General features: G+C 43.5%; 13 protein-coding genes. All 13 read right to left on the bottom strand.

What is annotated here, in order from left to right; translation table 11 throughout:
- Positions 1 to 3 precede the first annotated feature (3 nt).
- Genes CRO17_RS06360 through fliM form a run of 13 tightly spaced genes read right to left on the bottom strand, consistent with a single transcriptional unit; the run spans position 4 to position 13,133 of the window.
- On the bottom strand, positions 4 to 2,016 hold the full coding sequence (locus tag CRO17_RS06360; protein ID WP_097040464.1) for a chemotaxis protein CheA: 2,013 nt from the start codon (positions 2,014 to 2,016) through the stop codon (positions 4 to 6).
- A complete protein-coding gene (locus CRO17_RS06355; RefSeq protein WP_097040461.1) occupies positions 2,016 to 3,083 on the bottom strand; it encodes a protein-glutamate methylesterase/protein-glutamine glutaminase in 1,068 nt (355 codons plus the stop codon). The genes CRO17_RS06360 and CRO17_RS06355 overlap by 1 nt, the downstream gene beginning before the upstream one ends.
- Positions 3,055 to 3,942 (bottom strand): MinD/ParA family protein, encoded by an 888-nt coding sequence (locus tag CRO17_RS06350; protein WP_097040459.1) that lies wholly within the window; start codon positions 3,940 to 3,942, stop codon positions 3,055 to 3,057. Before CRO17_RS06350 ends, CRO17_RS06355 begins: the two co-directional genes overlap by 29 nt.
- Positions 3,935 to 5,044: a flagellar biosynthesis GTPase FlhF gene (gene flhF / locus CRO17_RS06345; protein WP_097040457.1), complete on the bottom strand. Its 1,110-nt coding sequence runs from the start codon at positions 5,042 to 5,044 to the stop codon at positions 3,935 to 3,937. Before flhF ends, CRO17_RS06350 begins: the two co-directional genes overlap by 8 nt.
- Positions 5,041 to 7,074 (bottom strand): flagellar biosynthesis protein FlhA, encoded by a 2,034-nt coding sequence (gene flhA, locus CRO17_RS06340; RefSeq protein WP_097040455.1) that lies wholly within the window; start codon positions 7,072 to 7,074, stop codon positions 5,041 to 5,043. Before flhA ends, flhF begins: the two co-directional genes overlap by 4 nt.
- Positions 7,075 to 7,092: 18 nt before the next feature.
- Positions 7,093 to 8,172 (bottom strand): flagellar biosynthesis protein FlhB, encoded by a 1,080-nt coding sequence (gene flhB / locus CRO17_RS06335; protein ID WP_097040453.1) that lies wholly within the window; start codon positions 8,170 to 8,172, stop codon positions 7,093 to 7,095.
- Between the two features lies 1 nt (position 8,173).
- Positions 8,174 to 8,953 (bottom strand): flagellar biosynthetic protein FliR, encoded by a 780-nt coding sequence (gene fliR / locus CRO17_RS06330; RefSeq protein ID WP_097040451.1) that lies wholly within the window; start codon positions 8,951 to 8,953, stop codon positions 8,174 to 8,176.
- Positions 8,954 to 8,957: 4 nt separating this feature from the next.
- Entirely contained in the window at positions 8,958 to 9,227 is a 270-nt protein-coding gene (fliQ, locus tag CRO17_RS06325; RefSeq protein WP_077309553.1) for a flagellar biosynthesis protein FliQ, read from the bottom strand.
- Positions 9,228 to 9,247: 20 nt separating this feature from the next.
- Positions 9,248 to 9,913: a flagellar type III secretion system pore protein FliP gene (fliP, locus tag CRO17_RS06320; RefSeq protein ID WP_097040449.1), complete on the bottom strand. Its 666-nt coding sequence runs from the start codon at positions 9,911 to 9,913 to the stop codon at positions 9,248 to 9,250.
- The gene (locus CRO17_RS06315) at positions 9,906 to 10,592 is read right to left on the bottom strand and encodes a flagellar biosynthetic protein FliO (RefSeq protein ID WP_097040447.1); all 687 of its coding nucleotides are present in this window, start codon (positions 10,590 to 10,592) and stop codon (positions 9,906 to 9,908) included. The genes fliP and CRO17_RS06315 overlap by 8 nt, the downstream gene beginning before the upstream one ends.
- 16 nt (positions 10,593 to 10,608) lie before the next feature.
- Complete coding sequence (locus tag CRO17_RS06310) at positions 10,609 to 10,971, bottom strand: response regulator (protein WP_077309559.1); 363 nt, start codon at positions 10,969 to 10,971, stop codon at positions 10,609 to 10,611.
- Between the two features lie 25 nt (positions 10,972 to 10,996).
- Positions 10,997 to 12,139 (bottom strand): flagellar motor switch phosphatase FliY, encoded by a 1,143-nt coding sequence (gene fliY, locus CRO17_RS06305; RefSeq protein WP_097040445.1) that lies wholly within the window; start codon positions 12,137 to 12,139, stop codon positions 10,997 to 10,999.
- Entirely contained in the window at positions 12,132 to 13,133 is a 1,002-nt protein-coding gene (gene fliM / locus CRO17_RS06300; protein WP_097040442.1) for a flagellar motor switch protein FliM, read from the bottom strand. The genes fliY and fliM overlap by 8 nt, the downstream gene beginning before the upstream one ends.
- Between the last annotated feature and the right edge of the window lie 11 nt (positions 13,134 to 13,144).

Raw genomic sequence — 13,144 nt, 5'->3', positions numbered from 1 at the left:
TCCTTATTTGATTAGCGCATTGCTGTCGATAATAAGTGCTACTTGTCCATCTCCAAGAATGGTAGCTCCGGAGATTGCAAAAATGTCAGTCAGATAGTTGCCAAGTGATTTGAGCACAATTTCCTGCTGACCGATAAAACCATCGACGATCAAGCCGGCAGATTTATCGCCTTTTTTAATGATTACAACGGAATAATGATCCGTTTCTTCAATTACTTCAGGTACCTGGAATACATCTTTCAAAGAAACGAGTGGCACCACTCTGCCGCGGAAATCTATTACTGCTTGATTATGAACATGCATAACATCCGATTTTGAGATAATTGCCGTCTCAATAATAGACGAAAGCGGAACTGCATATTTTTCTTGTTGTATCTCTACCAGCAAGACGCTAATGATAGATAATGTCAGGGGTAATTCAATACTGAATGTGGAACCTTTTCCTTCTTCAGAGTCAATGGTAATTGCTCCGCCAAGCGATTCTATCGTGTTCCGAACAACATCCAGTCCTACGCCTCTTCCGGAGATATCCGAAATAGTATCTGCAGTGGAAAAGCCGCTTTCCATGATTAGACCAAACACTTGGTTGTCTGTCATAATGGACGCTTGTTCTTTTGTAATTAACCCATTATTAATCGCTTTCTCGGTTACTTTCTTGCGATTGATACCAGCACCATCATCACTAATATTAATAAAGACATGATTTCCAGAGTGATAAGCCTTCAGTTTAATTGTTCCCGTTTCCGTTTTTCCTAGCTTGCGTCTAACATCCGGGGTTTCAACTCCGTGATCTAAACTGTTGCGGATTAAGTGTACAAGCGGGTCACCGATTTCATCGATTACAGTACGGTCAAGCTCTGTTTCTGCTCCTTCAATTTGAAGGTCGATTTTTTTGTTAAGATCCTTTGCAAGCTGTCGAACCATACGCGGAAAACGATTGAACACTTGGTCAATGGACACCATCCGCATTGTCAGCACGATACTTTGCAGATCACCAGAAATTCTCGCCATCCGCTCAACTGTTTCATTCAGTTCTGGATGCTTTACTTCTTCGGCAATCTGTTCGAGTCTGCCGCGGTCAATTACCAGCTCTTCAAATAAATTCATGAGAATGTCTAAACGCTCGATATTCACTCGAATTGTCTTATTGCTGTGTTGCGCTTTTTTCTCTCCGGTTGTTTCCTGCTGCTTTGCTGCATTTGCAGGTACCGGTGTCTCTTTCGTTTCTGCAGTTGAATCCCGAGCTTGTTTATATGTATCAACGGCATAGTCCTGGATGGAGACTGCATCAACTTCTGAAACTTGAAGAATCTTCTCTTTAATCAGATCCATTGACTTCTGGGTTACGAAGAGCATTTCAAAACTCAGATCAAATGCTTCATCTTCTAATTGAGAAACATCCGGATTGGATTTTACAATTTCACCTAAGGATTCTAATACTTCAAAGACCATATAAACCCTTGCAGCTTTTAACATACAATCTTCACGCAATGTGACTTTTGCGTAGAAGTTTTGATAACCTTTTTCTTCACTTTCTCGGAGAACGGCTAGTTCAAATTCATCCAACGTGATACCTGATGTATCATTGTTTGTTTCTGTTTCTTCAGCAACAGCTGCTGCCGTTTGCAACACGGCTTCGCCTGATTCAATTGCTTCTAGCTGGCGAACAAGTTCGCTGACTTCTTTCTTCCCTGTTCCGCCGGACTCAATATCGACCACCATTTCTTCCAAGCTGTCTACAGCTTCAAATACTACATCAAGGATGTCTGGATTGATCTTAATTTGATGATTACGAATTCCATCAAGAACATTCTCCATTTGATGCGTCAAATTAGCTAAATCCTGATACCCCATCGTAGCAGACATACCTTTCAGTGTATGAGCGGAACGGAAAATTTCATTTACTAAGCTGAGATCTTCCGGCTGCTTTTCAAGCTCGAGCAAATGCTGGTTCAATGCCTGCAGATGTTCTTTGCTTTCTTCGATGAATACATCTAGATACTGATCTGTTTCCATTAATTGACCCCCTCTAAAAGATTAATTCGCTGGTGAATGGCTTGTGCAATCAATTGCACCGGACAAACATGATGAAGCAAACCTGCTTCAGCAGCTGCCCGAGGCATACCGTAGACGACACAAGTTGTCGCAGATTCTCCAATACTGTAAACAGAAGACAGCTGATTACTAATCTTGCGCAAACCTTCTGTCCCATCAGCTCCCATGCCAGTCATAATGACTGTACACACATCTACATTCTTCAAATCACTAATTGATTCGTACATTCGATCCACAGATGGACGGTGTCCTCTTACTGGTGCCTCAGTCGTCAATTTAGCAACTAGTCTGTCTTCTGACTGCACAATTGTCAGATGATACCCGCCAGGAGCGATATATACTGTGCCATTTCGCAATATCTCATGCTGCTCGGCTTCTTTCACTTTAACAGCACTCAAGCTGTCCAGTCTGTCTGCCAGAGACTTGGTAAAACCTACTGGCATATGCTGGACAACAACAACTGGAGCAGAAAGAGAAGCAGGCAGCTTACCGATTACTTCCTGCAGAGCTCTTGGCCCTCCTGTGGAAGTTCCAATCGCGACCAGACTATGAGCAGTACGCCTCTTCATTGGTGTCCTGCTGATGACTTTCACTTCCGGTGCCTTCACTTGCGGTTTAACAGAAAGGCGGGACGAAGCTGCTGCTGCTACTTTGACGACGAGTTCATCCCGGACCTTATCAAGGTCCAACGAAATGGAACCCGATGGTTTGGCGATGAAATCAACTGCGCCAAGTGACATAGCTTGAATGGTCATATCTGCACCTTGTTTTGTGAGGCTGGAAAGCATAACAACCGGGAGAGGCTGCTTTTTCATAATTTCTTTTAGTGCTTCCAGACCACTCATGATAGGCATCTCGACGTCCATCGTCACAACATCCGGTTTCAGCAGTTGGATTTGATTGAGTCCATCCTGTCCATTCCTTGCTGTTCCGATTACTTCCAGGCGGTCATCGCCATTCAGCAGATCTGAGATTATCTTCCGCATAAAAGCTGAGTCATCAACGACTAAAACGCGGATTTTCCCCATTTCGTGTTCCCCCTTTCAGCCAGATATCTTTCAATCTGCCAATAAATGATGTTGATTCTTTTGCTGCTGTATCTGGACCTGGCTTTTGATAGCTGGCTGCAAGCTGCCGAATAGCTGCTGCAGCCTTTGAATCTTTTTGGTCAATAAATGGCTTCTGAAGCTTCACTGATCTTGTTACTTGCTTATCCTCTGGCAATATCCCCAAAAGATTGATTTTCGCTTGCAAGAAGGTTTGTACTACTTCCTGCATTCTGGCAGCTGTATCTTGACCTTCTCGCCGATCAGCCGCTCGGTTTACAAGCAAATGCATCGGCAATTTGGCATGGCGCTGTTTGATATGCTTGATCAAAGCGTATGCATCCATCATGCTCGTAGGTTCTGTTGTCGTAACAACGATACTTTCATCTGCCGCCAAAATAAAGGCTGCACTTTCTTCAGTTAATCCAGCTCCCATGTCCAGAAAGACATAATCATACTTGAGCTGCGCTCTTTCAAATTCCGCTTGGAAATGAACAAACCCAGCATCATCCATCTGGAACAAATTGTTCATCCCTGTTCCCGCTGCGATGAAATCCAGCCCCTGGGGTCCTGATTCTACGATTTCCTCAAAGTCTAATCGCTTTTGAATCATGTCAATAAAGGAATAGTCAGCTGATTTTCCTAACAGAATTTCAATATTCCCCATGCCAAGGTCCAAATCGATTAGAAGAACAGATTTACCGAGCTTACATAGAGCCAAAGAGAAGTTCAGAGCAAAATTAGACTTCCCAACGCCTCCTTTTCCACTAGCAATTGCCACTGTACGACCTGATCCGGCACCTTGCACACTGGCCCGTAATTTAGCAGCTTGATCACGCACGAGCCGTCTCCTCCATTACGCGTTTTGCCAAATAATTCGCAGTAGGAGTTAAAATGTCATCAGGCACATCTTGTCCGTGTGTAAGATAAGCAACACCGATACTTGCTTGCTGCATGAGATTCAATATTCCGCCATATCGGCTCGCTTCATCTATTTTTGTAAATATAAACTGCTTGATTGGCAGATGAGCAAACTGATGATAAATAGCTGCCAGATCACTTGCTCTCGTAGTAATAGCTAATGTTAAATAGGTTTCCGCATCTTGCTGCAAATCGAGTGTACGCTCCAGCTCTTTTACATACGCAGCGTCTTTAAAGTTTCTGCCGGCAGTATCCACGAACACTTGATCATAATCAGCAAACCTCTTTCTTGCTGCTTCATAATCTTCAAGTGAATAAGCGACTTCCATTGGAACATCCAGTATTTTTGCATATGTTCGCAGCTGGTCAATCGCAGCAATACGGTACGTGTCCGTCGTGATGAATGCTACCTTTTTGTTATCAACTAACGCACTTTTGGCTGCCAACTTGGCTATCGTTGTTGTCTTGCCCACACCTGTGGGACCGACAAGATGAATATATTTCTTTTGAAAACTTGCCGGTTGCTGCACTTTACTGAAACGCTCTGTAAGCAGAGCAAGCAGCTTGCTCTCTGCATCCTCAGCGTATCCCTGTTCAATTAATCTTTCCATCAGACCCGAAGCGATTTGAGGAAGCACCTCATTATGAAGCAGTCTTTCATATAAACGCTGCAGCGGCATCGCGTAGTGCCTTGTTTGGCCGGAGATTGCCGCTTTTAATTCCTGCTTTAAAGCAGTCAGTTCGGAAGACATATCTGCTTGCTTACCGCTCCCTGTTTCTTTGCTGGCTACATTGGAGGCTCCAGCAGACACAGCTGCGGCCCTCTCCTTAACAGGCCCACCTGTGCTTACATCAGGATCCAAAGCCGCAATAACTTCAATCTGCTTTTTTTTGAATAAACCGAGAAATCCGCCGCTTGTGAACTCCTTTGTACGCAAAATAACTGCGTCTTTACCAAGCTCCCGTCTTACTTGTATCATCACTTCGGGCATGGATGCCGCTGTGTATTTTTTCATTTTCATGCGACATTCACCATCCCGACACTCTTGATTTCTGTTGTATTGTCCAATTCATTATATGAAAGCACGACTGCATGCGGCAGACTGCGGTCAAGCAGCTGTCTGATGTACATCCGAATTGTAGGCGAACAGAGCACAATGACCGTTTCCTCTTGTAAAGACAACCGCTCTGCTTGCTCCATGACAGACTGGACGATCTGCTGCTGTGCATCTGGATCGAGCGATAAATAGTTTCCATGCTCTGTCTGCTGAATATGATCAGCAATCAGCTTCTCAACTGTCCCTGAAACAGTAATTACTTGTAACGGTTGGTTCCCCTGAACATATTGTTTCGTGATTTGCGGAGCCAGTGCTTGACGTGCATACTCTGCTAAAAGATCTGTATCGGTCGTCATCCTTCCGAAGTCAGCCAATGTTTCAAAGATTACAGGCAAGTTTCGTACGGAAACTTGTTCTCGCAGCAGTTTTGCCAGCACTTTCTGCACATCCCCGACAGATAGCGGATCTGGGGTTACTTCTTCTACTAGTATCGGATACGATTCTTTCAAATGGTCAATCAGCTGTTTCGTTTCCTGCCTTCCAAGCAACTCATGCGCTTGTCTTTTTATCGTTTCGGTCAAATGAGTAGAAACAACAGACGGAGGATCAACTACTGTATAACCAGACAGCTCCGCTTCATCTTTTGTATCTTCGCTAATCCATTTAGCAGGCAAGCCGAATGCTGGTTCCAGTGTATTGATTCCTTCCAGTCCGTCATCTTCCACACCTGGACTCATTGCCAAGTAATGGTCCAGCAGCACTTCTCCTGCTGCTACTTCATTGCCTTTAATTTTCAAGCGATATTCGTTCGGGCCTAGCTGGATGTTATCGCGAATACGCACAACTGGTATAACGATACCTAGCTCAATTGCCAGCTGTTTCCGAATCATTACAATTCGATCAAGCAGATCTCCGCCTTGGTTCGTATCCGCTAACGGAATCAGTGCATACCCAAATTCAAACTCAATTGGATCCATGCTAAGCAAACTGACAACATTATCTGAGGATTTCATTGAAGCTTCTTCTTTGACTTCCTCTGTTTCTAAATCTGCTGTTTCCGATTGCTTTTGTAATCTGGATAAGAAGTAGGCAATGCCGGCTAATGCACCAGCAAGTGCAGTCGTCAGGAAGAAGTTAATCGGTGTTAATCCTAACAAGAAAATTGTTCCGGCAGCGATATATAGCATACTCGGAAAACGGAATAGCTGCTTTGTTACATCACTACCAAGGTTTCCTTCAGACGCTACACGGGTTACCACGATACCTGTAGCAGTTGAAATCAGAATAGCTGGTATTTGAGAAACTAAACCATCGCCAACTGTAAGCCGCATGTATGTATCAATTGCTTCTTGGAAACCCATGTCCAGCTGGACCATACCAATGATGAGTCCAAAAATAATATTCATTAACAGAATAATAATTCCAGCAATGGCGTCCCCTTTAACGAACTTGCTGGCACCATCCATCGCACCGTAAAAATCTGCTTCATGCTCGACTTTCTGGCGGCGTTCCTTTGCTTGTACATCAGAAATCATACCTGCATTTAAATCAGCGTCAATACTCATCTGCTTACCTGGCATCGCGTCCAGTGTAAAGCGAGCTGCTACTTCCGAAACACGCTCGGATCCTTTCGTGATGACAAGGAACTGAATAATAACTAAAATGACGAATACAACAAATCCAACAAGCGGGTTGCCTCCAGTTACAAAGCTGCCAAACGTATCTACGACCCCACCTGCTTCCGCTTCTGAAAGAATCGACCTTGTTGTTGATACATTCAGCGCCAGCCTAAACAGCGTAAGCAACAGTATGAGAGAGGGGAAGATCGAGAATTGCAGCGGTTCTTCGGTATTCATCGACACCAAGATAACGATTAAAGCAAGTGTGATATTAATTAGGATTAGAAAGCTGAGCAACCAGCCTGGCATTGGGACGATCAGCATTATGATCACTAATATTACCGCTATAAGTACTGACATATCCTTAATTTTCATAAAGTTATTCCTCTTCTCTTACATTTTACGCTCTGTACGGTAAACAAAGGCAAGCACCTCCGCTACCGCCTGGAAAAATTCTTCCTTTATCGGCTGGTTAAGCTCTACTTTACTGTATAGACCGCGAGCAAGCGGCTTGTTTTCTACCATCGTAACGTTGTTCGCTTTTGCTATTTCTCTTATTCTAAATGCTACATGATCCATCCCTTTCGCTACGACAATCGGCGTATCTGACTTTGATTCATCGTACTGAATTGCAATAGCGAAATGTGTCGGATTGGTAATGACGACATCTGCCTTCGGGACTTCACTCATCATACGCATCATGGACATCTGGCGCTGCTTTTCCTTTATCTTGGAACGAATGAGCGGGTTTCCTTCCATGTTCTTGTGCTCATCCTTGATGTCTTGCTTGGACATCTTGATGTTCTTCTCAAAGTCAAAACGCTGATAAACGTAATCAATCACAGCAATGAACAGCAGCACAACTGTTGCGGCAAACCCCATATACAGTGTAATTCTGCCAAAGAACTGCAAAGCATTTTCTGCGGTTTTTGTAAACATTGTCATAACGGTGTCCATGTTCTGCCACAGAATGATAAAGGTTACTGCTCCCACCAGGCTGATCTTCAGCAGCGACTTTACTAGCTCGACTAAAGCTCGGGCCGAAAAGATACGCTTTGCACCTTGAATCGGGTCCATTTTTTTCAAGTCAAACTTTATAGCCTCTGGGCTGAAAAGAAAGCCAAACTGCGCAAAGTTGGAAACAACTCCGGCAATAATGGCAATAGCCATAACTGGCCCTACAATTTTAGCGAGTGAGATGCTCATCTCTATCAGCAAAGTCTGCACTGTATTTGCTGTAATATCTTTTGTAAGATATTCATCAAATACATGGGTAAAGAGATAAAGAAACTGGTCCTTAAAATAACCGCCCATTAAAGCGAGCAAACCTAACGATAACAAAAGCAGAAAAGCTGTGTTGATATCTTGACTCTTGGCTACCTGCCCTTTTTTCCTAGTATCCTGCCGTTTCTTCGATGTCGCTTTTTCCGTTTTCTCACCAGCGAAAAACTGCAGGTCTAAACGGTATTTCAATTTAAGCCCCTCCAAACAAGACCATCAAATCACGCATTGTGACTAACATATAGTCAAACAGCTGTCTCACAACGGTCATATAAACGCCTATTGATATGAAAAGCAAAACAAAAGCGACCAGTATCTTGATTGGCGGGCCGACGACGAAAACGTTCAGCTGCGGAACAGTTCTGGCTACAATACCAATAGCGACATCAACAAGAAACAGACTGCCAACAATTGGGATACTCATTTGGAAAGCAATAAGAAACATCTGACCAAATGTATGAAGTACAAGATCTACAATGTCCTGGCTGCCGAATGGTACCATCTCATCCAACGGAATAAGCTGATAACTGTAGAAGATTCCGTCGATTAAAAGCAAGTGTCCGTTTATCGAAAGCAGGAATAAGGTAGCAATTGTATATAAGAATTGTCCGGTCAAAGGGCTCTGTGCTCTTGTGACTGGATCAATAACGTTGGCAATGGCAAAACCCATTTGAAAATCAATTAGTCCGCCTGCCACATTGATTGCCTGTATAACGATGAAAGCGAGCAGTCCAATGGATAAACCTACTAACGCTTCTTTGAAAAGCAGCAGAAAATATGTCGAATCAACCGGTATTGTCGGTCGGTCAATGGTAAAGAAGATGATCATGGCCAGAAAAAAGCTAAAACCTATCTTAAAGGTCGCCGGCACATTTTTGTACGAGAATAACGGTACTGTGACAAAGAACGCGATTAGGCGAACTAAAACCAATGCAAATGCTGGTACAACAGTATAATCAATCTGAGATAGCATCTATTCAGCCCACAAACCGATCCAAATTCTCTAGGATACCTGCTGTAAATTCAACCATCCTGGTCAGCATCCACGGTCCAAAAAAGATAATCCCGACTAACACAGCAACAATCTTCGGAATGAACGCGAGTGTTTGTTCCTGTATTTGTGTTGTCGCTTGGAATATGCTGACGATTAACCCCACTGCAAGTGCAAGAATTAGCAAAGGACCAGTAATAATAAGTACTGTATAAATACCGCGTTCTGCGATTGATATGACAAATTCACTGCTCATAATGCGTACGCTCCTTCATTCTAAAACCCTCTTAACAGGGAGGATGTCACCAGATACCAGCCGTCTACCAAGACGAATAACAAAATCTTAAATGGTAATGAGATGATTACCGGCGGAAGCATCATCATCCCCATTGACATAAGGATGCTGGCTACTGCCATATCGATAACCAGGAATGGAATGAAAATCATGAACCCCATCTGAAAGGCGGTCTTCAATTCGCTGATCGCAAATGCCGGCACCAGCGTCGTTAACGGAATATCATCAATAGATTCCGGTTTATCCATACCGGCATAATTCATAAATAAAGATAAGTCCTTTTGTCTGGTTTCTTCTGCCATAAATGCTTTAATCGGTCCGCTTGCCTCTGTATACGCCTCATCTAATGACATTTCATTATTCATTAAAGGAGCAATTGCCTGATCATTTATCTCATTGAAAGTAGGTGCCATAATAAAGAATGTCATAAATAGTGCAATTCCGATTAATACTTGTGTTGGCGGTGTTTGTTGTGTGCCTAAGCTCATTCGAACAAAAGATAAAACGACAATAATACGTGTAAAACAAGTCATCAAGATTAAAATCCCTGGTGCCAAGGAAAATACGGTCAGCAGAAGCAGCAGCTTTACCGAGGTCGATACACTCTCAGGGTCGGTTCCAGAAAATACACTCATAAAATCATTCATCTTCTGCGCCCTCCCTTTGCTGCTGTTTCAATTTGTTTCTTGACTGTTTCAATTTCCCTAACTCTTGCTTGAAAAGGTCTTGAAAACGATTTTGGGATTCGTCCTGCTCTATTGCTGTTTCTTCCTGACCAGCGATTTTCTGTTTTCTGCCTGGCAGCATGCTTGTCAGCAAAGCTGACGCCTTCATTTCCTGCTGTTCTTTCTCTGTTAGTTCCTGAATTGTGTGTTCATCGGTAATTTGGGCGAGTAAGTCTACATTGTCTCCCACACCAAGCATATATACCTTCTCGCCAACCCTGACGATCTGCACTGATTTGTTGTTTCCTAAAGCAATCCCGCCTATATTCTCCATGGCGCGCACTTGCTGAAACAATCGATTGCGTTTGTTTAAAAACTTCAGTAGGACATAGATCAGTCCGAGCACAACCACTAAAGCCAATGCAAGCTTGACAAGATTCAGGAAGGTAGATGTACCTCCGGCTGCCGAATCAGCCGTATCTGTTGTTGGTGTATTTTCTTGTTGGTCACCGGCTTCATTCATGTCCTTGCAGGCATCCGCTCCTGCAGCATCTTCTTTTAAGCAATCTCCAACACTTGCCGCAGCCGAGACTGCGACGGGAGAAACGGCAAAATGCAACACTAGCACAAGCACGCATGCCCAGACTGTTCTTTTTATCATTTCCTACTCACCTTTTTTAGCTTAAAGCCTTTGTAATTGCTTCTACAACACGGTCTGCTTGGAATGGTTTAACGATAAAGTCCTTCGCTCCTGCTTGGATAGCGTCGATAACCATCGCCTGCTGTCCCATTGCTGAACACATAATAACTTTCGCATCTGGATATTGGCTTTTAATTTCTTTCATAGCCGCAATACCGTCCATTTCCGGCATTGTAATATCCATTGTAACTAGATCTGGTGTTAGTTCTTTGTATTTCTCTACTGCTTGCTGACCATCTTGGGCTTCCCCTACTACTTCAAACCCGTTCTTTGTCAAAATGTCCTTAATCATCATGCGCATAAATGCTGCGTCGTCTACAATTAGAATTCTTTTACCCATATTATCTCTTCCTCTCAATGGTCAATTAGTTGATTGATTTTAATCGATCTGTCTGGCTAAGGATATCGGTTACGCGCACACCGAAGTTTTCTTCAATGACAACAACTTCTCCCTTAGCTATCAGCTTATTGTTCACATGAATATCCACTGGTTCTCCTGCAAGCTTATCCAGCTCTACTACAGAGCCAACAGATAGCTCCAGAATATCCTTAATGGTTCTTTTCGTACGGCCTAGCTCTACCGACACCTTTAATGGTATATCCATTAATAAGTCCAAATTGCGCGGCTGTTCTGCCGGCGGAGCAGCTGGCGTGTCAAACGTTGTAAATGCTGCTTGCTGTACATTCGGAGCAGGCTGACTTGGTACGGGATGCTGCGGTACGGATTGCTGCTGACTTGGTGCGGGCGCAGTTGGTGCACTTTGTTGTGCGCTTGGTGCGGGCTGCGAACTGCTTGCTGCTTGTGCTGACTCTTCGGCAGCTGGAGCAGCAGGGTTAAGCAATTCATCTACCATATCTTTCGCAAACTCAGTTGAAAGCAGCTGCATAATAGAAGAATCTATTAAATCACCAATTTTCAGGTCGAATGAAACACTTACAACTTGTTCATCATCAGGAAGTTTTTCAGTACCTGTTCCTTCAGAAAGATCCATTAGTGCGATGGATGGCGGAGAGATATCCACTTTCTTGCTGAATATCGTACTCATGCTAGTCGCAGCAGCACCCATCATCTGGTTCATCGCTTCCTGCACAGCACTTTGGTGTATCTCATTGAATTCCTCAGCTGGAGCACTCCCGTCACCGCCAAGCATTAAATCAGCGATAATAGCAGCATCACTTTGTTTAATGACAAAGAGATTTGCACCCGTAAACCCTTCTGTATAACTTACTTCAATCGCCACATTCGGCTGCGGGAACTCTTCATATAAACTTGACCTTTTAACTACAGCTGTCTTCGGTGTTGTGATTTCTACTTTCTGATTTAATAAGGTAGAAAGCGTCGTTGCTGAGCTGCCAAAAGAGATATTGCCAATTTCCCCTAATGCATCTACTTCCATTGTTCCCAGGTCATCTCCAGGGAGGAGCTGCTCATCACCTGTGTTGGTTGAATTATCATCTGATCCGTTTAGTAGCGCATCAATTTCTTCTTGGGATAACATATCACTCATTTTCTTCCCCCCCTGTATCAATCTCTTCCATAATTTGAATTGCCATTCTGTTTTTCTTTTTCCCTGGCTGGGCTTTAAATTTCACTTGATTATCTACCTTAACTTGCAAAGGGGCGTCAATGGACTGATTCAGCATCAGCACATCACCTTCCCGAAGATTAACTAATTCTTCTACATCAATAGACGTTTCTCCGAGTATCGCTTTCACATCGACTGAAGCTCTTTGAATACCTGCAGTAAGATCACGCCATTCCGACTCATTACCTTCCTTATTTGAAGGTGCTTGCATCCAGTAATGAATGGACAGCTTCGATACAATCGGTTCCAATACGACATGCGGAATACAAATGTTAATCATACCGGTCGTTTCTCCAATGGTAGAATTCAGCGTAACAACTACAACTGTTTCATTAGGTGAAACCATTTGCAGAAACTGCGGATTAATCTCAAAGTCCTCAAGCACCGGGTCAACATCTTCGAGTGATTGCCATGCAACCTTCAAGTTTTCCATACTTGATTCAAATAACTGCGTCATCAACGTCGTTTCGATTTCAGTCAAGTTGTTTATCTTATTAACATTGCTTCCTTGCCCGCCAAGCGTTCGATCCAGCATTGCAAATGCAACAGTAGGGTCATACTCAATGAGTATTTTCCCTTCAAGCGGTGACAAACTGTACGTGTTCAAGATAGTCATTGTCGGAATCGAGCGAATAAACTCTTCGTAAGGCACTTGATCCACGGAAGCAACTGCTATCTGTACAAACGTTCTTAGCCTGGCTGAATAATAAGTAGTCAGCATTCTGGCAAAGTTCTCATGTATTCTCGTCAGACTGCGAATCTGATCCTTAGAAAAACGGAGTGCCCGCTTAAAATCGTACGTTTTCACTCGCTTGTTCTTCTCGTCTTGTTTCAGCTCGTCGGCGTCCATCTCTCCGGAAGATATAGCGGATAACAGTGCATCGATCTCATTCTGCGATAAGACCTCTTCTGCCATGCACGTCACCT

This window comes from Terribacillus aidingensis (assembly GCF_900215625.1).
Classification (GTDB): Bacteria; Bacillota; Bacilli; order Bacillales; family Amphibacillaceae; genus Terribacillus; species Terribacillus aidingensis.
The sequence above is the reverse complement of the archived record's forward strand: the minus strand, read 5'-3'. Positions and strand labels throughout refer to the sequence as shown.

Bases quoted from the DNA above. Each gene is read 5' to 3' on its own strand.
- CRO17_RS06360 (WP_097040464.1), bottom strand. From the start codon at position 2,016: ATGGAAACAGATCAGTATCTAGATGTATTCATCGAAGAAAGCAAAGAA.
- CRO17_RS06355 (WP_097040461.1), bottom strand. From the start codon at position 3,083: ATGGGGAAAATCCGCGTTTTAGTCGTTGATGACTCAGCTTTTATGCGG.
- flhF (WP_097040457.1), bottom strand. From the start codon at position 5,044: ATGAAAATGAAAAAATACACAGCGGCATCCATGCCCGAAGTGATGATA.
- flhA (WP_097040455.1), bottom strand. From the start codon at position 7,074: ATGAAAATTAAGGATATGTCAGTACTTATAGCGGTAATATTAGTGATC.
- fliR (WP_097040451.1), bottom strand. From the start codon at position 8,953: ATGCTATCTCAGATTGATTATACTGTTGTACCAGCATTTGCATTGGTT.
- fliQ (WP_077309553.1), bottom strand. From the start codon at position 9,227: ATGAGCAGTGAATTTGTCATATCAATCGCAGAACGCGGTATTTATACA.
- fliP (WP_097040449.1), bottom strand. From the start codon at position 9,913: ATGAATGATTTTATGAGTGTATTTTCTGGAACCGACCCTGAGAGTGTA.
- CRO17_RS06315 (WP_097040447.1), bottom strand. From the start codon at position 10,592: ATGATAAAAAGAACAGTCTGGGCATGCGTGCTTGTGCTAGTGTTGCAT.
- CRO17_RS06310 (WP_077309559.1), bottom strand. From the start codon at position 10,971: ATGGGTAAAAGAATTCTAATTGTAGACGACGCAGCATTTATGCGCATG.
- fliY (WP_097040445.1), bottom strand. From the start codon at position 12,139: ATGAGTGATATGTTATCCCAAGAAGAAATTGATGCGCTACTAAACGGA.
- fliM (WP_097040442.1), bottom strand. From the start codon at position 13,133: ATGGCAGAAGAGGTCTTATCGCAGAATGAGATCGATGCACTGTTATCC.